Raw genomic sequence first — 24,765 nt, 5'->3', positions numbered from 1 at the left:
AGGTATATCGGACTGGGGAAAAGCGCTGCCCATGATCGCCGAGTTTGCCCAACGATGGCCTGAGATCGAACCGCTGATCGACCAGCTGTTCGACGTGCCTGCCGCCGAACGAACCGACTGGCTGCACAAGCACTGCGGTGACGCCACGCTACGCGCGCTGGTAGCGCAGGCGCTGGATCATGCGGCCGGCAACGAGGCACTCGAACGCGGCATGGCGCAATGGCTTCCGGGGCTTGCCGATGATGTGCCTGAAGGGCTGCCGTCCATCGCGGGTTATCGCGTGCTTCGCTTCGTTGGGTCGGGCGGCATGGCCAGCGTCTTCGAAGCCGAGCGCGAGCTACCCGGCGGCCCGCAAACCGTGGCCCTCAAGCTATTGCGCATCGACGTTCACGATGCCGAGGAACGCGGCCGCTTTCTGCGCGAACAACGCATTCTCGCGCGGCTGCAGCATCCGCATATCGCCCAGTTGCTCGACGCTGGTTTTTCGCCGACGGGCACGCCGTTTCTCGCGCTGGAGTTTGTGGCGGGCGACGATATCGTCAGGCATTGCGAGCAACGTGGCCTTGGCATGCGCGAGCGGCTCGCGTTGTTCATCGACGTATGCGCTGCCGTGGAACACGCCCATCGCAGCCTGATCGTTCATCGCGACCTGAAACCAAGCAACGTACTGGTCGGGGCGGATGGCTGCGTCAAACTCGTCGATTTTGGTATTGCCAAATTGCTGACCGGCGATGGCGAGCGCACGCGCACCGAGGCGCGGCGCCTTACCCGTTTGTACGCGGCGCCTGAACAATTTTCCGGCGATACTGCGACCACCGCCATCGACGTGTACGCGCTTGGCGTGCTTCTGACCGAGCTTATTTGCGGTCAGAAGCCGCGACGCGACAGCCAAAACGACGCCGAGCCAACGTCTTCGCTTGATAGTCACGTGCTGCGCAAGAGGCTCGGCATTGACCTTCACGCCATCGTGCAGGAGGCAACGCGGCAGCATCCTAACCGCCGCTACGCGAGCGTTTCGGCGCTGAGTGCGGACGTTCAACGTTTCCTTGACGGCAAGCCGTTGCAGGTCCGGGCGGACACGCTGGCCTACCGCGTCTTTACGTTCGCCAGGCGACACACGTTTGCCGTTTCAACCGCTGCCGTTGCAGCGCTCATGTTGAGCGGCGCCACCATCGCCGGCCTGCACGAAGCGCATCTTGCACGTCGCGCCGCCCAGGACGCCCACATGCAGGCGATGTCTGCCAAAGGCGAGGCACGACGCGCCGATGCGCTCAAGATCTTCCTCGAAGGTCTGTTCGACAGCGCATCACCGGAAACCAAAGGCACCGAAACCATCGAACAGCTGCTTGCCGTCGGTCGCGAGCGTGCCGACCGGGATTTCGCCATGCAACCGGCGCTTCGCGTTGAGATCATCGCGCTGATCGGAGACCTCGAGCGTCGCAGCGGCCACCCCGATCGCGCACTGCGTCCCCTCGAAGAAGCGGCTGCACTGGCGAAGACACAGTTTGGCGCGGGCGACCGGCGCACCTTGCATGTCCAGTATCTGCTCGCCAAAGAGCTTGATGAACTGGGTCGCGTCCACGAAGCGACTGCTGGCCTGCAGAGTGCGGTCAGTGCGTTCCAGTCAGGGCCAAACCCTCATTCTCCGGAAGAAGTGCAGGCATTGGCGTGGATAGCTGGCCTTGATGAGCGCAGCGGTGACTCCGCCAAGGCGATTGAGATCGGCCAGCAAGCGCTCACGCTTGCACGCCGCGTACTGCCAGACGACAGTGACGCATTGACGGAAGCGGTGTTGAATTTCGGCTGGCTCTTGATGGATGCCGGCCATCCTGAGCCCGCCGTCCCGCTGTTGCGCGAAGCGCTCGCGCGCAAACGCAGCCATCTGGGCGCGCGGCACGGTGACGTGGCCGACACCATGGATCTTCTGGCCCAGGCGCTGATGCAGTCAGGCCGGTATAGCGAAAGCGAGCAGTTGCTGCGCGATGCGGTCAGTATGGATACCAGCGTTTACGGACGACCCAACGCCCATACCGCCTGGCATCTCAACGACCTGGCCAACGTGCTCGCTTTTGAAGACAGGTTCAACGAGGCCGAAGCGTTGTATGACCAATCCATGGCGATCGACCTGGCCGTGGCGCCCGCGGCGGATCTTACCCAGGCGGTAAGCATCGGCAATCTGGCCAGGCTCCGTTTCGCGCAGGGCGATTATGTCGGTGCCGAGGCCGGCTACCGCGATGCCATCGCCCGCAAGCAGCGCCTGCTCGGCGCTGACTATGGCGACAATAACCTTGGATACGACAAAGCCCGCCTGGCCGAGATTCTGATTGCCCGCGGGCGCCTTGACGAATCAGCACCACTCGTCAACGCCGCGGTGGCGGAGGAACGGCGGCGCTATCGTGATGCTCATCCTGATACGGCATTCGCTCTCATGATCGACGCAGAGCTCATGGCAGCCAGCGGCGACCACCACCGCGCGGCCGATCTATGCGAAGAAGCCGTGGCCATGTACACCGCGCTGGATGATCAGCGCACCGACAAGGCGATCAGAGCACGCCTTTTGCTCGGCGACCTGTGGCTGTCGCTTGGCCGAAACGTCGAGGCGAAGTCTCAACTCGAGGCCGTGCTTTCGACCCTCAGCACCATCACACCCGCGCCGAGCGCACTCATGGCCTACGCCAAAGCGGATCTCGCGCGCATCGATGCGTCGCTCGGCGATGTCGATGCGGCGACGCGGCTCCACACCGAGGCCAGAGCTTTGCTCAGCGATGTGAAGCCTGGCCCAAATGCCGATCGCGATGCAGCGACGCACCTGCTTGCGAGCGCTGGAACCGAACGTCACGAACCGGCGGGGGCGATGGCGATTCGCCGACAACCCCATCCTCAGCCGCCCCGCTGAAGCGGCTCGGGCGCAGCACCCTTCGTCACGGCCGCCGCTGCTGAGCTTCTTCACACGACCGTAAATGCGGCGGGGGCACCATGGCGGCCCCGATGGCGCATCGACGGAGTTGACCACCATGTCGAAAGAACGTGAAACCCAGTCCCGCCGCCGTTTTCTGAAAACGGTCAGCACCACCGTGGCCGCGGCTGCCGTGATGGGTAACCTGCCCCGCTTCGCCTTCGCCGCCGACCTGCCGCACCTGGCCGAATCGGATCCCACCGCCAAGGCACTTGGCTACGTCGAAGACGCCAGCAAGACCGCCGATGCCAAACACAAAGCAGGCGACACCTGTACCAACTGCCAGTTCTACTCCGGCGGCGCCACCGGTTACGGCCCGTGCCAATTGTTCCCGGGGAAGGCAGTCAACGCCAAAGGATGGTGCGTATCTCACGCGCCCAAGAAGACCTGAGCAGGAAAGGCCTTCGTCCTTGGCCTGGTCGACGATGAAGCACCGCCATCGCACCTGACCATGATGGCGTGTCCCACCCAACACCAACCAGGACGACGTCAGCGTAAGCGCTAGACGCGGCACAGGAAGTACGACAACACGTTATTGGGAGATGGCTGCTCTCGCGCGAATCTCGCTCTTTGCGGCGGGACCCTACCCCTATGTCTTAACGCGGAGCGAGTCATGAGCAAGAAAGTCGCAGAAGTCCTGGTGGAAGTTCTCGAACAAGCCGGCGTCCAACGTTGTTACGGCATTGTGGGCGACACACTCAATCTGTTCGCGGAGCATCTGGAACGCAGCTCCATCGGCTGGGTCCATGTTCGCCATGAAGAAGCCGGCGCCTTCGCCGCCGCTGCCGAAGCACAACTCACCGGCCACCTGACCGCATGCGCCGGTAGCTGCGGACCGGGCAGCCTGCATTTCATCAACGGGATGTATGAGGCCAATCGCAATCGCGCCCCTGTCATTCTCATCGCCAGCCAGATCATGATGAATGACCTTGGCTTCGAATCGATACAGGAGGTCGATTTCAAGTCGGTCTACAAAGATTGCAGCGTCTTCTGCGACATGGTGCTGACCCCTGACCAGGCGCGAAAGAAGGCCGTGATGGCCTGCCAGGCGGCGCTCGCAAAGCGCGGCGTAGCCGTGTTGATCGTGCCCGTCGATGTTTCGCATAGCGAGGTGCATGAGGATTACCCTTATCGGGTTCACCACAGCCGGCCTGTCGTTACGCCGAACGACGAGGAACTCGACCACATCGCCGGCATCCTCAACGCCGGCAACAAGATCACCATCTATGCGGGCAGCGGCTGCAAAGACGCGCTGGAAGAGATCAAGGCCGCCGCTGAAACGCTCAAGGCACCGGTCGCACACACGTCTCGTGCAAAGAGTTTTCTGGAGCACGACAACCCGTACAACGTGGGCATGACCGGCATCCTTGGTAGCGAAGCAGGCTACCGGGCGATTCTTGATTGCGACACCCTGCTGCTGCTCGGTGCCGACTTCGCGTGGCGCCAGTTCTATCCGGACAAGGCCAAGATCGTACAGATCGATATCGACCCCACCCATATTGGCAGGCGCCATCACGTCACGTTTGGCGCGGTGGGAGACGCCAAACCAACCTTGCGAGCTTTACTTCCGCGCCTGAAACAACGCAGCGATGCGTCGTTCCAACAGGACTATGTGGATCGGTTCGCAAAGGCGATGGCGTCATGGAAAAGCCATCTGGTGCCTGGACACGACGACACCATTCCCGGCTCGTATCTCACCTCCGTCATTGACCGGTACGCCGACGACGATGCGCTTTTCTCCGGTGACGATGGAACGCCGATCGTATGGGCGGTGAGGCACACCACGGCCAACGGAAAGCGCCGTATTTTCGGCAGCTTTCTGCACGGAACCATGGCGACAGCCCTGCCGAATGCGGTGGGGTTGAAGAAGGCAGCTCCCGACCGTCAAGTCATCGCCCTGTGCGGCGATGGCGGCCTGAGCATGCTGCTGGGCGAGCTATTGACCGTGATTCAGGAGAACGTGCCCATCAAGATTGCCGTCTTCGATAACCGCAAGCTTGGCTTCGTTGAAATCGAACAGAAAGCGGAAGGCATGCTCGACACCTTCACCCGGCTCAAGAATCCTGACTTTGGCAAAGTGGCCGAAGCCATCGGTCTGTGGGGCAAGACAGTGAGCAAAGCCACCGACATCGAAGCTGCCGTACAGGAGTGGCTTGCGCAGCCCGGCCCTGCGTTGCTCAACGTGCCGGTGAGCCCGCTGGAGCTGGTGAAACCACCCTTCATCGAGTTCAAACCGGCGATGGGCATGGCGCTGTATTCAACGCGGGCCATCCTGCACGGGCGCGGCGCCGAGGTGCTGGAGTTGGTGCGCGAAAACCTCTGATGCGCGCGCGGTCCTTTGGAAGAGGGCTGGCCATCGCCAACCCTCTTCAGGGCTCAGCGCTTCGCTTTGGCCGGGCGCAGGTAGCCGTCGTAGTTCACGGTCCAGGTCTGGCCACCGTCGTATGAGTAGTCCCATACCTGATGCACGCCATCCGGCATAGGCGTCCAGACATTGCGATGCAGCGCCACGCGGCCATCATCTTCCACGTGCGTGCCGATCATCACCATCTGCTTGCCCTGCATGCTCCCTTCCATCGTGAGCAACATGCCGTGACTGCTCACCCAGGTTTCGTTCCAGACTTTGCGATTGGCGTCGTAGGTGTTGAGGCTGGTGCCCGTGCCGCCCTCCACGCCGCTCCAGTGCTCGATCAAGGTGCAGCCGTCGTGCGCTATTTCCACGCGGTTGTGCCCTACCAGCTTGCCCTTCTCAAAGGCTTCCCAGTCGCCGGCGAAGAAATCGAACTGACGGTGCGCCGCATCGGCGCAACGAGGGGCGCCTGCAGCGGCGGCCGCGGGTGAGGCCAGGGCGCAGGCCAACAAGGCGATGCAGACGTAACCCATAGTTTTCATAACGCGTTCCCTCAGTTGGCAAAGACGAAAGAGACTGCCGGCACACACGACCCTGCTCACTTGTGGTGCCCGCGGTACGCCCGCATGCTAGGCAGCCATTAGGACAGTTTGTGTCCTAAATCATCCCCAGGGCCTCCGCATGTACCACCCCACCAGCCGCGCATTGGCCGTTCTGGAGTTGCTGCAGGCCCATCGCCGCATCAGCGGCAGCGAGCTCGCCCGCCGCCTCGATATTCACCCGCGCACTCTGCGCCGCTACATCGCCATTCTTGAAGAGATCGGCATCCCCATCACCACGGAACGTGGCCGTCACGGCGCCTACATGCTGGTGCCCGGCTTCAAACTGCCACCCATCATGTTCACTAACGATGAAGCCCTGGCGCTCTCGGTAGGACTGCTGGCCGCCCAACGACTGGGCATGACCGAAGCCAGCACAGCGGCTGCCAGCGCCCAGGCCAAACTGGAACGCGTGCTGCCCGAGCCACTGCAACAACAGGTGCGTGCACTCACCGAAACCGTCAGCCTGGATCGTGGCCGCATAGCCCCCAATGTCGACAGCGCCCTGCTCATGCAGTTGAGCAAGGCTGCCCACGCGCGCTATCGCGTTCGTCTGAACTATCGCTCGCCACACGACGAGCACACCGAACGCGATGTCGACCCCTTCGGTCTTGGGCACCGTGAGGGTCATTGGTACCTCGTGGGCCGCTGCCACCTGCGTCAGGAGCTACGCTCGTTCCGGTTGGATCGCATCACGGGCGCGCAAGCGCTTGCCATTGGCTTTGAGCGTCCCGAACGTTTCGACACGCTCACTCACCTCACCGCCAGCCTCGCCACCCAGCCGCGCACCTATCTCGCTGAAGTGGAGCTGCGCACGGACCTGGCCAATGCCATGAACAACCTCGGCAGCGCCATCGGCGTGTTTGAACCGGTGGAAGGCGGTGTGTTGATGCGCAGTCAGGTCGACGACCTGGATTGGCTGGCCCGCGAACTGGCGCGCTTGCCGTTCGGGTTTCGGATAAACAGCCCTTCGCTTTTGCGGGAGGCTCTGCAACATCTGGCGAATCGCCTGACGATGGCCTGAGTGGCCTCATGCCCTACGTGGGCGAGCCATCCCGCTCACTGGCAGACGAACTCTCGCAGCACGTTGCCCCGGAGTGTTCGCTGCCCCTTGCACTCCGCATCGAGAGAGCGGAGGTAGTGAAGTGATCAGCTACCTTCGTTCTCTCTTCTCGCGGCGCCATGCAGGTCGATCAGCTTTCAAAGGTGGCGGTAGCAGCGCTGGTCTGGCTGGCAACGGCATTGGAAACGGGCGACGGCTTGGCCGTGATCATGGCGCCGATGGTCAGCACGCAAACCAGGAAGCAAGCGGCGAACAGGCTATGCAGAATGATATTTTCGAATTTCATGATGGCTCTCCTTAAGTGGGTGGGTTCTGCTTTCACTGGAGATAGAGCAATCGCCGTGCCAACCGCGAATATGCTTGGAAAACCGCGCCACTAAGCCATTTCAGCAAGAGACGCCTTTTCGCGTGCACTGTCCGCGGACGGTGTCCGGACAAACGGACTTCGGTCTTGCGGACAATCGATATACCCAACTCCCAGGGCATCTGATGCACCGGCCCATGAAAGGGTTGCCATGACTCATGGCCCAGTGAAGGCATCACTTATTCCCGCTAAAAATGGCGATGCATCCGATACCGTTCGTGCGAGAAAAAGGGTTTCATGGCGGATGCAGTACGCGCCTTCTACGGCAGACGCTCTACAAACACTCGTTTGGTCGGTTCCATGTTGTGCAAGCGTGCTGGTGGCGCGTTGCACGCGGATGATGTGGCGTCAGCCCATCGTCGACTTCTTTCACAACGCATCGGAGAAACAACGTGCGTCTTCTAGTGTTAGGCCTGCTGGTCTGCGTCAATCTGTGGCCAGCCGCCGCTCAGGCATCCGCGCCCACCACAACCGCATTCGTGCACGTGAATGTCGTACCGATGGATCGCGAGCGCGTGCTGAACGATCAAACCGTGATTGTGGAGGGCGGCAAAATCGTGGCGATGGGGCCGCACCTTGCCGTGCCCGCCAACGCGCGGACGATCGATGGCCACCAAACGGCGTATCTGTCGCCAGGCCTGGCCGACATGCACACCCATTCGGAAACACGCAATGATCTGGCCGTTTACGTCGCGAACGGCGTCACGACCGTGTTGCAGATGGGTGGCGCCCATTCCGGCTTTGTCGACAGCTTGGTGCCCGCGGCGAATACGGGTGCCCGTCCTGGCCCCCATGTCTATACGAGCTTTCTGGTCGATGGCTCGACGGACTACAACGGTTTCGTCATCAAAACCCCCGCTGAGGCGCGCGCCATCGTCGGGTTGGCCAAGACCAACGGATACGACTTCATCAAGGTCTACGTCGGCTTGTCGCCGGAGGTCTTCGCCGCGCTCGCGGATGAGGGGCACCGCCTCGGTATGCCGCTGGTCGGCCACGGCGTAACCGCGGTTCGCCTTGAAAACCAGCTCGCCGCCGGTCAAGTCCTGGTCGCGCATTCCGAAGAGTTCTTCTATACGTTCTTTACGCCCGCCGGCGCGCAGGAATCGGATGTGCCGCCCGACACCAAACGCATACCTGACGCCGTAGCGCTGGCCAAAAAGTACAACGCGACCGTCACGACCGACCTGGCCACGTATGCAGCGATCGACCACCAGATGCAGCGCCCTGATGTGGTGGCCGCTTTCCTCGCCAGACCCGAGAGCGCCTATCTGTCACCCAACGATCGCCTCGCCTGGCAACGCAACGACTACGTCAGCAAGACCGCGAAACTGGACGCGAAGCTCACGTTCCTGCGATCGCTCGTCAAGGCCATGGCGGACGCCCACGTCGAACTGGTGACAGGTACCGATGCCCCGGCCATCCCGGGCATGCTTCCGGGCTTTTCGTTGCACGACGATCTCGACGAACTGGTGGTATCCGGGCTGACGCGCTTTCAGGCACTTTCCGCTGCCACCCGAAATCCGGGAACGTTCATTGCGCGGACGAAAGGAGGCGATCCCTTCGGCATCATCGCTCCCGGCTATCGCGCCGACCTGATTCTCTCGGCAGCGAATCCGCTCGAAACGCTTTCCACGCTTCGCACACCGGTCGGTGTGATGGCGCATGGCCAATGGTGGGACACCGGCGCGCTCAAAGACCTTACCGATAGCGTGCGCGACAGTTACCAGCGCGCCTCCTGGATACCGTAGACCCACTCTGACTTAGGGATGCTCTGATTAATTCCACGTACCCGGCATGACGTCCAGAAGGCCCGCCGGCAGTGTCGCGTGGCGCAGGGCAGACTGGCCGTCTGTTCAAGCCGCGCGACACTGTCAGCGGGCCTTCTGGACGTCACCCCAGCATTTAAATTCAATACGTTGGGGCCGCACGGTATGCGCGCAACGCTTCGCCCCGCCGTCTCGACAGGCAGCCAGCCTGCCTTCGCCGACGGCGCTGTGCGTTGCGCGCATACCGTGAGGTGACGGGCACGTGGAATTAATCAGAACATCCCTAGGGACCGGAGGCGCCTGGCCTCCGTCCCATGGGCAACTCAATCGCTGAGCCGCCGGTAAATCCGCACGATGCCCTCTTCCGCAAGCAGCATCACCACGATCACGATGATGAGCGGAACGATGCCGTGATAGATGCCGTAGAACCGGACGTCTTCGCCAAAGAGTCGTGCGATCACTTCCAGGATGACAAACTTGGAACCGAACAGTACGAGCCATGCGAAGAAAATTCGCAAGAATTTATTGAATCCGCCGCCTTTCCCTTTGAAGTAGGAACCCACCTTGTGTTCAACCGCGATCGTCGCCCGGAGCAATATTTGAAGGACGATGGCAGCAAGGAGTGAGGTGGTGAACGTGTCGATGTATACCTTTTTGCTCCAGTACTCCGCAAAAAGATTCAACACGACCAGATCCATCAGGATTCCCATGAAGTAACGAGCGAACAAGCGTTGCTTGCTCGACGGTGCTTCAGCGGAGATCGGCAAAAGCGCATCGCTGCTCACGGCTACGTTCCTCCCGGCATCACGACAGGGCGCGTGGCAGCACAACTCTCGAGACAACACGTTCCCGCGCCGACGCATCAAGATAGCGCATAGTCCGGTCGTTAGTCAGCGCACACGTCTTATGTATCGTTGCTTAGGTAGAATTACCTAATTCCTCTGCGACACGAAACATGTCGCGTGCCGTTTACAAGGTCCTCTGAACGGCGCCGACCGCTGTCAGCAGGGCCACGACCTCAAGCATCGAAAATGAAACATTCCGTGACACGCGCGTTTCTGCTGGCCGTTTTGGCTTTGGGTGAAGCGCTACAGACGGCCGGTTGCGCCTCGGCGGCTGCACCAGCGACTGGGGTGTCGTCACCATCGGCGTTCGTGATTGGCCCGGAAGCCGGCGACCCTCACTCGCATGCGTCGTTTCCTCACCTGCCCAATGACATCATCAAGGTGTCATCGCACGTGCGTGTCACCGATGCCGTCGACCACGGGCTCAACTTCTTCGCGATCCAGGTCAACTTCTCCAACAAAACCTGGGCACACGGCGGGCCGCAGCTGGTGGACGGCAAGTATCAGATGAATTGGGGTGGCCTGGTCGCTCGCGGAGGCGGCTCTGCCGACTATCGCGAGGAGAATCCGGCGTCGGATCTTCAGCTCATGCAGAACGGGCCAGACTCACAGCGTAGTGCACCGTATGTTTGGAAGGTGGGCACTGAGTACGTGCTCACGATTGAGCGGGGAAAGCTCGTCACCCTCCCCGCCGGACCCTATGTGTTTATCGGCTCGGGCCCGGTGGTTGCCGTGCCCAACACACGCACCATGTGGGAATGGACATTCACATTGAAGCCCGCGGACGGTCATGGGCCGGCGCAGGTGTCCACGCTGTACGATGCTGCAGACCACATCGCCAGCGTCTACATCTGGAACGAATGTGGCTACGGCTCGTGCGGCAAAGGGCAAAGTGCCACCTGGTCGATGCCGATGTATGCCACGCTCAGCGCACCCCGCAAGGACGTGCAGGCTCAAACGCTGAAACGCTTTTGACCTGTCCACACGCGAAAACACGCAAGCGCACCGCACCGCCCCTCACCCATTTACCGGACCGCCATGAGCCACGTGACGTCAAACCCCTGCCCGCAGATCTGGCTGATTCGCCACGGCGAAACCGAATGGAGCAAGTCTGGCCAGCACACCGGAACGACTGACATCGCGCTGACCGAGCAAGGCCGCATGCAAGCGGCAACGCTGGCACCGCTGCTCGCGACGCAAACGTTTGACATCGTGCTGACCAGCCCGATGCAACGCGCCATCGACACCTGCCGGCTTGCCGGCCTTGGCGATCAGGCCGAGATCGAGCCCGAGCTGCACGAGTGGAATTACGGCATCTATGAGGGGCGCAAGACGGCGGATATCCGCGCGGAGGCGCCCGACTGGTCCGTTTGGACGTCGCCTATTCCCGGTGGCGAGAATGCCGCGCAAGTCGGCGCACGCGCGCAGGCGCTTATCGACCGCTTGCTGAGCCGCAAGGTGAACAACATCGCGCTCTTCTCGCATGCGCACTTTTTGCGCGCACTCGCTGCCGTATGGGCGACTGGCGCGCCATCACTGGGCGCGCATCTTGCGCTCGATACGGCAGCCATCAGCGTGCTTGGCTTCGAGCGCGAAGTGCGTGCCATTGTCAGATGGAATCTTCAGCACTAAGACGTTTTGTGAAAATGGATCAGGTGCCTTTCCACGATAGAAAAGGCACTTTTCCTTTTTCCATGGCGGCGACTAAAGCGTAGGAAACGGCGCGACATTAAGCAGCATCACTCGCCGCTCAGTCGCATTGACCGTGCTGCCGCTCTTGCTGATCAGTACATCGTCACGCGTCACGACAAGTTCATCGCTGAACACCACGCCTTTCACAAAGGTGGTATAGCCCTTCCAATGCGCCGTGCCCGGTTTGACCTCGAGCATTTCCGTATGACCGTCATGGCTGAGCTGAAGGGTATGAGGGTCGCTCTCCGCGAAAAACCCTTGTGACGTCCCCTCTCGCAACAGGACCGCCGTATCGGTCGCCGGATCCATGCTGATGACGGTGACCTTCTCGGTGCCATTGGAGCCACCGAGCTCCCACGCCTGCTTCAGGTCAACCGTCCAGCTCATCCCTGGCGCCAACGGCTTTGGCGGAACACCCCAGATCGCTGTGTTGTAGGCCAGGCCGCTTCCTTCAAGGTACGCATTGCAGGTCGTCTTGCCTTCGGCATTCGCCATGCAATAGGTGCTGCCGTTGTCCCGAAACTCTATCGAGTCATCACCACTCGCCTGACCATCGTAGCGACTTCTCGCCCTGGCGCCCCAGCTATCGGCGTTTGCTGAAAGGATGGTGTAGTCGGCCGATCCGCCATTGCGCGAAGCGCGTTCGTCATAACCCTCTGCCCTGACGGATCGCAAGATGGAAAAGACGTTGCTGTAGGTCTGGCCTGCACTGAATTGCGGCGTCAGATACCGGTCGCCTGACGCGCCATCGGCGTCGACGCTTCTTGCAAGAAACATAAGAAAAGCTATGAGAAGAGATGACTTCATGATGCGCTCGCTAAGGTGGGTAACTGCCAGTGAGGCTGCATGCGGCACGCTAGCAAGCGTGTGGCGAGGCATCGCCACAAACGGGATGAAAGGTCGTTTTGCAGTGACCAGCGTCACCTTGAGCGTGAGTTACGGTACGGCGGCGGCGATGGAATCCATCCCCTGGGAGCCTTTCCTTTGCTCACCTTGGCGCATCTGAGCGCGAGGGAGTCGGCTGCCCGACTATCCAAGGCGCCGTGACAACTGTCAGACAACATCGGTGACGGTACCTACGTACTGGCTGCGCCAATCTCGCGGGATCATGCCGGCGCCTGGCAGTTCGCATTCCTGGCATCCGTCCACGACGAACAGCTCATATTTCTGGCCACGATGCGCGTCGGATCACTGATCGCGGACGACACCACGCGGCACCCAGGAGAACCTCAGCCATGAGACATGGCTGACACCAGCCCGACACTTCCAACTTGAGGTAGAAACGATCATGCAAGGATCCGCGCTGTTTCGCCGATTGATGTATCCGCTACTCGCCGCGTCGCTCGCGCTGTCCGTCAGCCAAGGCGTTCTGGCTGCAGACACACCGGCAACTGACATTCATGTCGGCACGCTCAAGGCCGAGCGGCATGGCGATCATGGTCGCCCCGTGATTCTGATTCCGGGCCTGGAAGGTGGGCCATGGGTCTGGGAGAAAACCATCGCGCAGTTGCAGAAAGACCACGTGGTGTATGCGGTCACGCTGGCAGGCTTCGACGGTATGCCGGCGCCGAAGGATGCCAGTCAATTGCTGGACCGCGCAGATGCTTCGCTGCTGGATCTGATCAACCAACAAAAGCTCGACAAGCCCGTGCTGATCGGCCACAGCCTGGGCGGCACGCTGGCATTGCGCTTTGCCAGTGAGCATCCGGAGCGCATCGCCGGTGTGTTGGCAGCCGATGGCCTGCCGATCATTCCCGGCATGGATCAGGTGAGTGCGGACGAGCGCAAGGCCATCGCCTCGCAGACGCGTGACCAGATGGCGTCGGCGACTCCGGAACAGTTCAAGGGTCAGGTACTGGAGTACATGAAGAGCACCGGCGTCATCGACCCGCGCCAGGCGGAGCGCTATGCGCCGTTGAACGCGCGAAGCGATGCCGCCGCCACTGCCGAATACATGGCCGAGGACATGGCCGCCGACTACCGGCCTGGCCTGAAGAACGCCAATGTGCCCATCGTCGAGATCTCGCCTTACTACGCACCGGACTTCAGCAACCCGCCGATGAAATTCACGGAAGCGGAGAAGGCCGGCTACTACGAAAGTCTTCTGGCCGGCGCGCCCAATGCAAAAGTCGTGTCGATCTCGCCGTCGCGTCACTTCGTCATGATCGACCAGCCCGTGAAGTTTCAGCAGGCAGTCCATGACTTCATCGCGACGCTCTGATCTTCCTGAAGTGCTGCGGCGATTGGTAAGTTCTTCGCCATAGCGGCACACATGAAGGCCCATAGCCATAGGGAGCGGAGGTAGTCAGTGAACCTGACTGCCTCCGTTTCCGTTAGCGCGTGCCCACTTGCTATCGAGGTCGTCATCGCACCGCTAATATTGGATGGAGGTGACTGAGTTCTTTAACTGCCTCGGTCCCACATGTCGTGCTTCCACGACATCCATCCTGTCCGAGGACACATGCTGCATGTCGCCAAAGCGCTTCACCCAAGTCGACGTCTTTTCCGCTGAGCCCTTCAGAGGCAACCCCGTTGCGGTGGTGCATGGCGCGGATGATTTTTCCGACGCAGACATGGCGGCACTTGCGCGATGGACCAACCTTAGCGAAACCTGCTTCCTTCTGGAGCCGCGCGACCCGCGAGCCGACTATCGCGTGCGGTTCTTTTCCTCGCTTCGCGAAATGCCATTCGCTGGACACCCCACGCTCGGCACGTGTCATGCCTGGTTGTCTGCGGGCGGTGTGCGCCGCGGTGCGACGGTGACGCAAGAATGCGCTATCGGTCTGGTGCCAGTGCGCGTCGGGGACGACAAACTGGCCTTCGAGGCGCCTCCGCTCGTGCAGACAGGCGCTGTTGACGAGGCGTTGATCGAACGCATTCTTACCGCCTTTGGTCTGCGCAGGAACGAGGTGCATCACGCCGAATGGGTCGACAACGGAGCGGGATGGCTCGTGCTTATGTTGAATGACGACGCACGCCTTCTTGCACTGACGCCGGACCTGGCTTCGTTGCATGGACTTCCCATCGGCCTGATCGCGCCATCGCAGGGCGATGCGGCTTACGAAGTGCGCGCCTTCGTGGGAGGCGATGCGATGCCCGAGGATCCTGCCACAGGTAGCCTCAACGCGGGGATAGCCCGCTGGCTCATCGACACAGGCATGGCGCCATCATCGTTCACTATCGCTCAAGGCACTGCCATCAGCAGAAAGTGCCGGATCCACGTGCAAGCATTGGATGGACAGATTTGGATCGGCGGCGCTTGCGTGACGCGAGTGGATGGCGTTTTGCATACCTGACAAGCAAACAGGGAGCAAAAGATCCACCCGTCAGCGCGATCTGCCTGATGGCTCTACGGGTTCTTGTAGCCGAGTCGCTCCCGCAACCGTGGCGTAGCGAAGTCCAGGAAGGCGCGAAGCTTGAGCGGCACCTGGCGCTGACGTGGATACACCAGGCTGACGGGCGTCGGCGATGGCTCGAACGATTCCAGCAACCGCACCAGTGCCTTTGAGTTGAACAGGGCGTCGACCTGGTGCGACAGAATGCGGGCGATGCCCCCGCCGGTGATCGCCGCGGCTACTGCGGCCTCTGAGGAATTGACGGTGAGACGCGAGGACACCTGAACGATCTGCGAGGCTTGGCCTGAGCGAAATTCCCATCGGTCCGCGGCGGAGTATCCCTCGTAGGTAATGCAATCGTGAGATGTCAGGTCCTCGGGCTTCTTCGGGATGCCATGTGACTTGATGTAAGCGGGGCTCGCACACACCACGCGGCTGAAGAGTCCGACTCGCGTGGCGACCAGATCGCTGTCAGGCAATGCACCAAGACGCACGGCGAGGTCTATGTGTTCCTCCAGCAGGTTCGAGACGCGATCGGACACCTGAAGGCGCGCGCTGATGTCCGGATACATCTGCAGAAATTCCACAAGGATGGGAACGACATGGTTGGGCCCGATCACCCGGGGGGCACTGATCATCAGTTCCCCCTGCGGTGCGCGATACTCGCCCGCCGCCGTTCGCTCCGCTTCCTGGATGTCCTCGATGATTCGCCGGCATGAGGCAACGTAGTCGCGCCCGGCATCCGTCAGCGTCAGTTTGCGTGTGCCACGCAGCAGCAGTCGGATATGGAGGTGTTCTTCCAGTTCCGAGACCCGTCGGCTCACGGTGGCCAGCGGTATGCGCAACTGGCGACTGGCTGCGGAAAGACTGCCGGTGTCCACCGCGGCCAGCAGGATGGTCATGCCTTCGAGTCGGTCCATAACCTCTCACCAGTGAAAGGCTGCCTCTCGAATCTACTATCTAGTAGGCGAATCTGGAAGGGTCTAGCTTTGCGCACATCCGGCCAGCCCGCGAAAGCGTAAAGCCACGTAGCAGTGACTGGCATTTTCTTCCCTTTGGAGACACGCCATGTCCACCACCGCATATCCCGCCGATCGCACCGCCTACCTGTTGGTGGATCCGTACAACGATTTTCTTTCGGAAGGCGGCAAGGTCTATCCCTTCATCGAGCCCGTGGCTAAAGACGTAGGTCTGCTCGACAACCTGCGCAAACTGGACCGCGAGGTCCGCAAGCAACACATTCCGGTGTTTTTCGTGCCGCACCGCCGCTGGGAGCCTGGCGATTACGAAGACTGGGATCACCCCAATCCCAACCAGATGAAGGTGTTCAAGATGCACCACTTTGCGCGTGGCGAATGGGGCGGCGAGTGGCATCCGGACTTCACGCCCAAGGCGGGCGACACCATCGTTCAGGAGCACTGGGGATCCAGTGGATTTGCCAATACCGACCTTGATTTCCGCCTCAAGCAAAAGGGCATCACGCACGTGATCGTGGCGGGCCTTCTGGCAAATACCTGCATTGAGTGCACGGCTCGCTATGCGAGCGAAATGGGATATCACGTGACACTGGTACGCGACGCGACGGCCGCAATGAAGCCGGAAATGATGCATGCCGCCCATGAGCTGAATGGCCCCACGTTCGCCCACGCCATTGTGACGACGGACGAGTTGGTCGCCAGCCTCGGCGCATAAACGTCCGGCGACGGTTGAAACGTCTCCTCTCCTTCGAACTCAAGCGACTTAAAGACCTGCGGCGGCGTCGCACTTCGCGACTCGGCCACGACTATGTGTGGGTGACTCATCATGAAATTGACCGGAAACCTCTTGATCGGTGCCAGCGAAGTTGCGGCCACCGAGGGCACCATGAAGGCGCTCAATCCCGCGACCAACCAACCCATCGAACCGGATTTTGCGTTCGGCGGCTTAGCGGAAGTGCATCGGGCCGCCACCCTGGCCGATGACGCTTTTGATAGTTACAGCCACACATCGTTGACGGCACGCGCGCAGTTCCTTGAGCGCATTGCCGACCATCTGGATGCCGCACGAAAGGAACTCGCTGCGCGGGCATCGTTGGAGGTTGGGCTTCCCGAGGCGCAGCTCGAAGCCGAAGCCGCGAAGGCGGGCGTGCAGTTCCGGCAGTTCGCAGACGTCGTGCGAAAGGGGCGCTTTCTCCAGCTCTCCATCGACCCTGCACTGCCAGAACGTCAGCCTCGGCCGCGTATGGACCATCGGCTCCAAAAGATGGCTATTGGCCCCGTAGCCATCTTCGGCGCAAGCAACTTCCCCATTTCGTACTCTGTGGCCGGTGGCGACACCGCTTCGGCGCTGGCAGCCGGAGCCACCGTTATCGTCAAGGCGCACAACGCTCATCCTGGAGCATCAGAGATTCAGGCACGCGTTATTCGCGATGCTGTTCGCGATAGCGGGTTTCACGAGGGTGTTTTCTCGATGCTACGCGGTAGCGGCAATGCCATCGGTGAGGCGTTGGTCGAACATCCCCTGATCAGGGCGGTGACATTCACCGGCTCGGAGGCAGGCGGCATGGCGCTCTATCGACGCGCGCAGCTACGCCCCGACCCTATTCCGGTTTTCACAGAGATGACCAGCGTCAACCCCGCCTTCGTTCTGCCTTCTGCGCAGCAATCACGGGGCGCAGCCATTGGCGACGGCTTCGGCGAGCGCATGCTGGTCAACGTGGGGCAGGCATGTCTCAAGCCCGCCATTCTCGTTGGCGTGCAAGGCGAAGGTTTTGATGTTTTGCGGCGAGCCTTGATCAAGCGCATCGGCGAGGCACCTGCACGCACCATGCTCACGCCCGGCATTCACGCCTCTTACGTGCGCGGCTTGGACAAACTGGAGAGTGCCGGCGCCCACCGCATCGCGGAAGGTGGCGAACCGAACGCATCGCTTGATGGACAGTCCATGCTTTGGGAAGTGGACGGTGCCGAGTTCCTGGCGAACCCCGTGTTGGCGGACGAAGTGTTTGGTCCATCCGCCTTGCTCGTAAAAGCAGACAATGCGGAAGAACTGCTTGCCATAGCACGCGCCCTACGCGGACAGCTCTCCGCCACGATGCACCTGGAGCCGGAGGACATGCCGCTTGCGCGCCGCCTTCTTCCCCAGCTGGAACGCCGTACCGGGCGCGTGGTTGTCAATGCGTTCTCTCATCCGCAGGAGGTCTCCTTTGCCTCGATCCACGGTGGCCCGTTCCCGGCTACATCCGACAGTCGGTTCACATCGGTCGGAATGACATCGATTGAACGCTTCCTGCGGCCCGTGAGTTATCAGGGCTTTCCCGACGCACTCTTGCCCGAGCCGCTCCGCGAAGCGAATCCGTTGGGCATTCCACGACTAGTGGATGGCCAGTAGAAAAGGCGCATCCGGGAAGTAACCTCATGGCGATCAAACGTCCGGGCTGGATGCCAAGCGCCCCCGTGTTTGCGGCCTCGGTCCTTCTTCTTTCGGCATACGACTACATGGCATGGAGCATCTGCGTCGATGATGTCAGTGTGATCGATGAAGTGATGAACCTGATGCCATTCGACAATGATCATCCACCGTCGCACACCGACGACTCTCTCTCTTCCACTTTCGGTGGCGACTAGGCGCTCCCTGAGGAAGCCAATCGGGAAGGAAATAACACGTCCGGGCGCGTCGTCGAACTCTATCAATCCGCCATGTGAAAGGATCAACCCAAAGCATTGCCGAAATCGCCTGGCCACTTTTACGGCAACGCGACAGGCAGTGTGACAACGTCAACGCGCCTGTCCCGCGCGGCGAACATCTGCTGTACATCCATCTTCGCTGCACCATGCCCAACTGGCCCAAAAAAAAGGCCGGAGCGCCTTGCGGTGCTCCGGCAAATTACAGCTGGGAGGGTGCAACTACTTCGTTAAAACTGCTGGTTGTACTGCAGGTAGATGTAACGATCGAAGTCCAGCGTCGGATCAAGCGAGCCCGACGAGTTGTAGCCGAGGGTGTACGCGTTGATGGTGTTCGGCGGCTTCTTGTCGAAGATGTTGCGAATGCCGAATGCGATCTGCGCCTTCCACGGCAGCTTGTAGCGAGCCTGGGCGTCGTTGAACACCACGGCGCCCATGCGGTTGGCACCGGTGCCGTAACCCCAGTTCACGCTGGTGTAGTTGGGCATGTTGCAGTGCGCGCCGGACGGCTGATCAAAGCATTGGTCGAGGAACGAGCCGTAATAGCGGATGCCCCAGTTGGCGCCCCAGTTGCCCAGCGTCCAGTCCAGGCCGAAGTTTGCGCGCCAGTGCGCGTAGCCGTACTGGCCGGCGTAGTTGATGACCGGGGCATCGTTGGTGCTCGCCTGCTTCCAGTCGTCGAGGTAGTTCACGTTCATGTTGAACACGAACTTGCCGAACGAGAAGGCAGGCAGGCGATAGTTCACGCCTAGGTTGTAACCGGTGGTTTCGATCCAGCCCAGGTTGGCGTTGCCGCGGTGCAGGCTCACCACCTGACCATTGGCATCACGCTGGAACGCCTGGCAGAAATCCTGCACCGAGTATTGGTAGCACTGGTCCAGCACGTAGTTGGCGTCGATCCCCTGAATCTGATTGGTGATCTTGATGTCGTAGTAGTCCAGCGTCATGTCCAGACCATCGACATAGTGCGGGCTGTACACCAGGCCGAGCGTGCGGGTGGTGCTGTGCTCCGGCTGCAAGTACTGGTTGCCCGCGCCCTGCACGAATGGCGTGGATCCCTGCTGGTTCGGACCCTTCACTGCATTGCCGGCCTGATCGGTCTGGCGGAAGCTCGCCGGCAGGCCGGCGGCGGCGCAGTTCTTCGCCACGGTCGGGTTGCTGGTGCTGCCGTACACGGCGTCGCACGGGTCGGTGTAATTGTCGAACGTCTGCGAGCCGCCGCCAAACAGGTCACCCAGCGTCGGCGCACGGAAGCCCTTGGCGAAGGTGCCACGCAGCATCACGTCTTCGATCGGCGCGTACGTGAAGCTGTACTTGCTGTTGGTGGTGCTGCCGAAATTGCTGTAGTGCGAGTAGCGGGTGGCTACGTCCACCGTCAGCGACTTGGCGCCCGGCAGATCCTTCAGCAGCGGCGCGCTGAGCTCCACGTAAGCTTCGTTGGTGGTGTACGAACCCAGGGTGGGGCCGGCGGCGAGGTCGGTGGTGTAACCGGCGCTGGCCATTTCATCGGGCGTGTCATAGCCATTGTTGTTGCGATGCTCGACACCCGCCGCAAAGCTGAACGTGCCGGCCGGCAGTTCGAACAGGCCGCCGGTCACGTTGGCGGTGAAATCCTTGGTGACGCTCTGCGCCGTGGCGTTCTCGCGCGCCATGATGTAGTCGAGCACTTGCTTGTTCGAAGCGCTCGGGCCGCCGAGGATGTTGAACGGCACGCACTGGCCCGGCGCGATCGGATTCGCCGCGGTACCGCACTGCACGACGCCCTGGCTGTTGAGGAACGACGGACCCAGCGCCTGCTGCAGGTTCAGCAGATTGATGTTGCCCGTGAGGCTCGTGTCGACGTCGTACTTGTTGTAGTTGAAGCCCGCATCCCAGTTCCACGGATGGTCGAGAAACTCGAAGTTGCCTTCAAAGCCGGCATCCAAGTGCAGCGACTTCGCGCTTTCGCTCGTCACGCGCGGCAGCTCGGTGATACGGCGCGCGAACGTCAGATCCTGGCCCGGCACCGGGTTGTAGTAGCTCTCGCCGCTGATGAAGACGGGGAAGCCCGGCTGGCTGTTGCTGTTGAGCGGGTAGCCGGCCACCTGGGTTGACGAATTGCGCTCGGCATACATGCCGGTGGCCTTGAACGTCACGTTGTCGGTGAGGTTGTAGCTGGCTTCGGTGAAGATGGACTTCAGCTCAGTCGGCAGCTGCTCCATCATCTGATTGGTGGCGTTGAAGTAATCGTTGTCCTGCACGCCGACGTGATAGTTGCTCAACTGGGTCGCATCGGCGCCCGTGCCGATCTGATTCGGATTGCCTGTGTGGTTGAGCACATAGCTGTGGCCGTTGTAGCTGAAGCGGCCCCAGGGCCCCGTGGCACTGTAGCCCGCGTCCGGGAAGGACGGACCATAGGTGTACTTGGTGATGTCACGATCCTTCGCCCACACCGTGCCGGTTTTGTTGTACGTCGCGGCGAACACGATCGAAGACTTGTCCGTGCTGTTGCCTACGGTGAACGAATACGCCTGCTGCGTACCATCGCCACCCTCGTTCTCGCCGATCTGGCCGCTTACCGCAGCGCCGTTGAAGTGATCCTTGAGGATGATGTTGACGACGCCGGCGACAGCATCGGAACCGTAAATCGAAGAAGCACCGTCCTTGAGGATTTCGATGCGGTCGATCAGCGCAGCCGGAACGGTGGAAACGTCGGTGTAGCCATTGAGGCTGGTCATCCAGCGCTTGCCGTTCACCAGCACCAGGGTGCGGTTTTCGCCGAGGTTGTACAGGTTGACGTACTGGCCGCCTTCCTCGGTGTTGCTGGTCAGCACCGCTGCCTTGCTGAAGGTGGGCTGCCCGGTGATGGTGAGGTTCTGCAGGATGTCGCCGACATTGGTAAGGCCGGTCTTCTGGATGTCGGCCTGCGACAGAGTGATGACCGGCTGGGCGGTTTCCACGTCCACGCTGCGGATGCGCGATCCGGTGACCGTGATGGTTTCAAGCTTCTTGGCTGAATCCGGATTGGCCTGGGTGCCACCGGCATCCTGCGCAAAGGCGGAACCTGCGACGGCGAGTGCGCCCATCGCGAGGCCGAGTCGAACGGCTACCGACAGCTTGCTGTTTTCGAAGTGCTTCACGCTTTTTGCTCCCCTAACGACGTGATCAATGGATGAAGTGAGGGCCAGGCGTCCTCCTGGCCTTTTCTTGGGCACACGGATCCCCGCGGCGCCGCCTGTGAAGGCGGTTCCGTAAAGCGATGAATCAGCAGGAAATTGCGGACTCCCCCTGCAACCCTTCACGAACCTAGAGGTCGCCGCCGCTGAAAGTCAACGATTTTTGTAAGCTTTGTGTAAGTTTCAACAGAAACAGCTGCTTAGGCTATGGCTGTTCCGGCATGAAACGGCAGCCTGAACGAAGGTTTCGCTTAAGCTTAGCGAATGACTGGCGCAAGTTAGACGCAAGAATGTGCGAACCGGGCGGTGGCCTGCGGGACGAGGCCGCCCTGGCGAGCCCGCGGTGCCCTGGCACCACGAGCCCGGAGCTGGCGCTGTTACATCACGCCGAAGGGAAAAGCAGAAAAGGGGATCGCGCTAATTCTTGCGCGCGCCTGGAGTACCCGTTTATGCCCGGTCATGCTCCATCCCCTTGGAGGCTGACCATGCACACGTTGCCCGCCTTAAGCCGAAGGGAGGCGTGTCTGGCGTCAGCCAGACAATCAGAGGTGTTCGCGCTGCGCCTGCCCAAACAGCCACGCCCGAAACAGTTCCACCGTGGCGCTGTTCTGCATCGTCATCGAGCGCACCAGGTAGTAGCTACCTTCCCCTTTCAGCGACGTTGATCCCGCACGTGCAAGCCTTCCGCTGGCAAGTGCGGTCTCCACGAGCACGCTACGGCCAAGGGCAATGCCATGGCCCTCTTCGGCCGCCTGCAACAGCAGGGAGGAATCGCTGTAGACAGGGCCCGTGGGCCTGGCGACTCCCGTCACACCCATTTGGCCGAACCAGGCATCCCAACCAAAGAAATCATCGCGAAGAAGGACACCCTTGCCCAGGTCCTCCGTATCGCGAATGCCCCATTTGTCGAGATAGGCAGGCGACGCCACGGGAAACAATGTCTCCTCAAGCAGCTTCTCTCCATGCAACCCCGGCCAGTTTCCTTCGCCGTAGCGGATGGCCAGATCCACCTCGTCGTTCTCCAGATCGACAAGGTCCGTCGTCGCTTGCAACGTGAAATCAATCTCCGGGTGCGCATCGAGAAACCCGCCCAGCCTTGGCATCAGCCAGCGGCTGACGAACGACGGCGGCGCACTGAGCGAAAGACGGTTGGTCGGCTGGGTGCGCAGCACCCGCCCGACAGAGGTGAGTTTATCGAGCAACTCTTCCACCACCTGCCAGAGCAACTCGCCACTTTTGGTCAAAGTCACGTCGCGATGCCCGCGCTGGAGCAGCCGCATGCCATAGAACGTTTCCAGTGCGCGGATCTGATGGCTGACCGCACTCACCGTGAGGTGAAGCTCTTCCGCCGCACCGGTGAAGCTGCGTAACCGGCCAACGCTCTCGAAGGTTCTCAGCGTATGCATGGGCGGAAGACTTTGGGCCATGGGGGTTCCTTGCGTTGAATCCTGCTCAACCGCGATTGAAGAAATAGCGATGTACGACCTTTCGCGCCGCGCCAATACTAACTGCAGCCTCCGGGCAACCTTCCTTGCTCTCCCGCCGCGGCCCGCCGGGCGGTGGTGCGTGCTTGCCCGGCTAACCTTTGTAACGCATGGAGCCTATATGCGACCTCTCGGCCTGATCTCTCTGTTGCTGTTTTGTCTGGTGTCCTTCCCTGCGCGTTCCGAGGCGTTGCGCGAAGGGTGGCAGCCGGTCGACGGCATGCAGATTTTCTACCGGGAAGGCGGGGACCCGCACGCGCCGACGGTCGTGTTCCTCCATGGCAATCCGCTCTCGTCGATCATGTATGTGCAGGTCATGGAGACATTGGCGAACACGCAGCACCTGCACGTTATCGCCATGGACTACCCCTCATTCGGTTACTCCGACGCGCCCGATCACCACGCCTATGCCTATACCTTCGATCACGTCGCACAAACCGTCGATGACTTTCTGAAAGCGCGCGGGATAACGCGATTCAGCCTTTACATGCAGGACTACGGCGTGCCCGTCGGCTTCCGCCTGATGGCACTTCATCCCACGGCCATCACCGCCGTGATGGTGCAGAACGGCGTCATCCATCTGGACGGATTCCCCAGTGCCCAGGATCCCGAAGGCGAACTGAGACAACACTGGGACCATCGCAATCCGGCCGTGGATAAGCGCCGCGCCGACTACGTCCGGTCACTCGGCTATCCAACGTTCGAACATGGGAGCGACGAAGACCATGCCGGCCCAGATGCGCTGATGCAAATGGTGGCGGCCGTACAACGCCCGGGAGTCATCGATGCCCGCAACGACCTCTGGTACGACTATGGAACCAACGTGAAGCACTATCCGGAATGGCAGTCGTTGCTTAGCCGCCTGAACGTGCCGGTGCTCGTGCTATGGGGCAACCAGGACAAGTTCTTCACCACGCCTGGCGCTTATGCGTACAAGCGAACCGTGCCAAATGCAGAAGTTCACATCCTCAATTCAACGCATTTCGCGACGCTGGACGCACCTGACACCGTTGCCAGTCTTGTTGGCCATTTCCTGGAAGCAAAAATAGGGGCAGAGCGCATTCCTGATTGACCAGGCAAAAGCTATCGAGCAGAAAAGCACTCTGACCCCTTATTTCTGCGTTGTCCGGCGTGAACTCATTGGACCTGGCCTGCCCCGAAACGACCAGGTAAGAGCGGATGATCTCCATGAGCACGAGCAGGAAAAGTGCCCATGCAATGAAGAGCGTCAGTACCAAAGCAGATGTACTCATCGATCAGCTTTCCTTTCCTGGGTGCTGTAGCGAGAAAAATGGAGTCAGGCTGCTTTCCAGGTTGCCACAGCGAGATTCATCGGACCAAAAAGCACTCTGACCCATTAATTCTTAGGGACGTTCTGATTTTGCTCGTCATTCCCGCGAAGGCGGGAAGCGCTTCACAACAGCCGAATGGCTGGTCATCCAGTGTCTTTGCTTTCAGGCACTGGATGACCAGCCATTCGGCTGTTGTGAAGCG

General features: G+C 60.9%; 20 protein-coding genes. 13 read left to right on the top strand and 7 right to left on the bottom strand.

Features of this window, described 5'->3' with window-relative positions; genetic code table 11:
- Window positions 1-31: 31 nt before the first annotated feature.
- From OQE56_RS19100 to OQE56_RS19090, 3 genes are all read left to right on the top strand, one after another.
- Entirely contained in the window at window positions 32-2,896 is a 2,865-nt protein-coding gene (locus OQE56_RS19100; protein ID WP_267226532.1) for a serine/threonine-protein kinase, read from the top strand.
- A 118-nt stretch (window positions 2,897-3,014) separates the two neighbouring features.
- On the top strand, window positions 3,015-3,347 hold the full coding sequence (locus OQE56_RS19095; RefSeq protein ID WP_267226531.1) for a high-potential iron-sulfur protein: 333 nt from the start codon (window positions 3,015-3,017) through the stop codon (window positions 3,345-3,347).
- 222 nt (window positions 3,348-3,569) lie between these two features.
- Window positions 3,570-5,279: a thiamine pyrophosphate-dependent enzyme gene (locus OQE56_RS19090; RefSeq protein WP_267226529.1), complete on the top strand. Its 1,710-nt coding sequence runs from the start codon at window positions 3,570-3,572 to the stop codon at window positions 5,277-5,279.
- Window positions 5,280-5,332: 53 nt separating this feature from the next.
- On the opposite strand, the gene OQE56_RS19085 is transcribed toward OQE56_RS19090, so the two are convergent.
- Window positions 5,333-5,848 (bottom strand): hypothetical protein, encoded by a 516-nt coding sequence (locus OQE56_RS19085; RefSeq protein ID WP_267226527.1) that lies wholly within the window; start codon window positions 5,846-5,848, stop codon window positions 5,333-5,335.
- 139 nt (window positions 5,849-5,987) lie between these two features.
- On the opposite strand from OQE56_RS19085, the gene OQE56_RS19080 reads away from it, so the two are divergent.
- Window positions 5,988-6,929 carry a helix-turn-helix transcriptional regulator gene (locus OQE56_RS19080; protein ID WP_267226526.1) on the top strand — a complete coding sequence of 314 codons (942 nt, stop codon included), beginning with the start codon at window positions 5,988-5,990 and terminating at the stop codon, window positions 6,927-6,929.
- A gap of 169 nt (window positions 6,930-7,098) precedes the next feature.
- Here the strand turns inward: OQE56_RS19080 and OQE56_RS19075 are convergent, their stop codons facing one another.
- Window positions 7,099-7,254 (bottom strand): hypothetical protein, encoded by a 156-nt coding sequence (locus tag OQE56_RS19075; RefSeq protein ID WP_267226525.1) that lies wholly within the window; start codon window positions 7,252-7,254, stop codon window positions 7,099-7,101.
- A 470-nt stretch (window positions 7,255-7,724) separates the two neighbouring features.
- Here OQE56_RS19075 and OQE56_RS19070 point away from each other — a divergent pair, with 470 nt between their 5' ends.
- On the top strand, window positions 7,725-9,080 hold the full coding sequence (locus OQE56_RS19070) for an amidohydrolase family protein (RefSeq protein ID WP_267226524.1): 1,356 nt from the start codon (window positions 7,725-7,727) through the stop codon (window positions 9,078-9,080).
- Window positions 9,081-9,421: 341 nt separating this feature from the next.
- Here OQE56_RS19070 and OQE56_RS19065 read toward each other — a convergent pair whose 3' ends face one another.
- The gene (locus OQE56_RS19065; RefSeq protein WP_267226522.1) at window positions 9,422-9,883 is read right to left on the bottom strand and encodes a hypothetical protein; all 462 of its coding nucleotides are present in this window, start codon (window positions 9,881-9,883) and stop codon (window positions 9,422-9,424) included.
- 258 nt (window positions 9,884-10,141) lie between these two features.
- Here OQE56_RS19065 and OQE56_RS19060 point away from each other — a divergent pair, with 258 nt between their 5' ends.
- Window positions 10,142-10,918, top strand: coding sequence for a hypothetical protein (locus OQE56_RS19060; RefSeq protein ID WP_267226520.1), 777 nt, complete (start codon window positions 10,142-10,144; stop codon window positions 10,916-10,918).
- A 63-nt stretch (window positions 10,919-10,981) separates the two neighbouring features.
- Complete coding sequence (locus OQE56_RS19055; RefSeq protein WP_267226518.1) at window positions 10,982-11,575, top strand: histidine phosphatase family protein; 594 nt, start codon at window positions 10,982-10,984, stop codon at window positions 11,573-11,575.
- A gap of 72 nt (window positions 11,576-11,647) precedes the next feature.
- Here OQE56_RS19055 and OQE56_RS19050 read toward each other — a convergent pair whose 3' ends face one another.
- Window positions 11,648-12,559 (bottom strand): hypothetical protein, encoded by a 912-nt coding sequence (locus OQE56_RS19050; RefSeq protein ID WP_267226516.1) that lies wholly within the window; start codon window positions 12,557-12,559, stop codon window positions 11,648-11,650.
- A gap of 364 nt (window positions 12,560-12,923) precedes the next feature.
- Here OQE56_RS19050 and OQE56_RS19045 point away from each other — a divergent pair, with 364 nt between their 5' ends.
- Together OQE56_RS19045 and OQE56_RS19040 are read left to right on the top strand one after the other, a co-directional pair.
- A complete protein-coding gene (locus OQE56_RS19045; RefSeq protein WP_267226514.1) occupies window positions 12,924-13,856 on the top strand; it encodes an alpha/beta fold hydrolase in 933 nt (310 codons plus the stop codon).
- Window positions 13,857-14,103: 247 nt separating this feature from the next.
- Window positions 14,104-14,931, top strand: coding sequence for a PhzF family phenazine biosynthesis protein (locus OQE56_RS19040; RefSeq protein ID WP_267226512.1), 828 nt, complete (start codon window positions 14,104-14,106; stop codon window positions 14,929-14,931).
- Between the two features lie 53 nt (window positions 14,932-14,984).
- On the opposite strand, the gene OQE56_RS19035 is transcribed toward OQE56_RS19040, so the two are convergent.
- Entirely contained in the window at window positions 14,985-15,890 is a 906-nt protein-coding gene (locus OQE56_RS19035; protein WP_267226510.1) for a LysR family transcriptional regulator, read from the bottom strand.
- A 148-nt stretch (window positions 15,891-16,038) separates the two neighbouring features.
- Here OQE56_RS19035 and OQE56_RS19030 point away from each other — a divergent pair, with 148 nt between their 5' ends.
- The 3 genes from OQE56_RS19030 to OQE56_RS19020 all read left to right on the top strand — a co-directional run bounded on the left by OQE56_RS19030 (window position 16,039) and on the right by OQE56_RS19020 (window position 18,575).
- Window positions 16,039-16,662 carry a cysteine hydrolase family protein gene (locus tag OQE56_RS19030; protein ID WP_267226508.1) on the top strand — a complete coding sequence of 208 codons (624 nt, stop codon included), beginning with the start codon at window positions 16,039-16,041 and terminating at the stop codon, window positions 16,660-16,662.
- Between the two features lie 111 nt (window positions 16,663-16,773).
- The gene (locus tag OQE56_RS19025; protein WP_267226507.1) at window positions 16,774-18,339 is read left to right on the top strand and encodes an aldehyde dehydrogenase (NADP(+)); all 1,566 of its coding nucleotides are present in this window, start codon (window positions 16,774-16,776) and stop codon (window positions 18,337-18,339) included.
- Window positions 18,340-18,365: 26 nt separating this feature from the next.
- A complete protein-coding gene (locus OQE56_RS19020) occupies window positions 18,366-18,575 on the top strand; it encodes a hypothetical protein (RefSeq protein WP_267226506.1) in 210 nt (69 codons plus the stop codon).
- A 287-nt stretch (window positions 18,576-18,862) separates the two neighbouring features.
- Here the strand turns inward: OQE56_RS19020 and OQE56_RS19015 are convergent, their stop codons facing one another.
- Window positions 18,863-21,697: a TonB-dependent receptor plug domain-containing protein gene (locus OQE56_RS19015; protein ID WP_267226598.1), complete on the bottom strand. Its 2,835-nt coding sequence runs from the start codon at window positions 21,695-21,697 to the stop codon at window positions 18,863-18,865.
- A gap of 632 nt (window positions 21,698-22,329) precedes the next feature.
- On the bottom strand, window positions 22,330-23,214 hold the full coding sequence (gene gcvA, locus OQE56_RS19010; protein ID WP_267226505.1) for a transcriptional regulator GcvA: 885 nt from the start codon (window positions 23,212-23,214) through the stop codon (window positions 22,330-22,332).
- Between the two features lie 49 nt (window positions 23,215-23,263).
- On the opposite strand from gcvA, the gene OQE56_RS19005 reads away from it, so the two are divergent.
- Window positions 23,264-24,343, top strand: a complete 1,080-nt coding sequence (locus OQE56_RS19005; RefSeq protein ID WP_267226503.1) for an alpha/beta fold hydrolase — start codon at window positions 23,264-23,266, stop codon at window positions 24,341-24,343.
- The last annotated feature ends 422 nt before the right edge of the window (window positions 24,344-24,765 follow it).

Origin of the sequence: Dyella silvae, from assembly GCF_026421305.1 — a bacterium.
In the GTDB taxonomy this organism is placed as follows: domain Bacteria; phylum Pseudomonadota; class Gammaproteobacteria; order Xanthomonadales; family Rhodanobacteraceae; genus Dyella; species Dyella silvae.
This window is presented reverse-complemented; position numbering and strand designations above follow the sequence as displayed.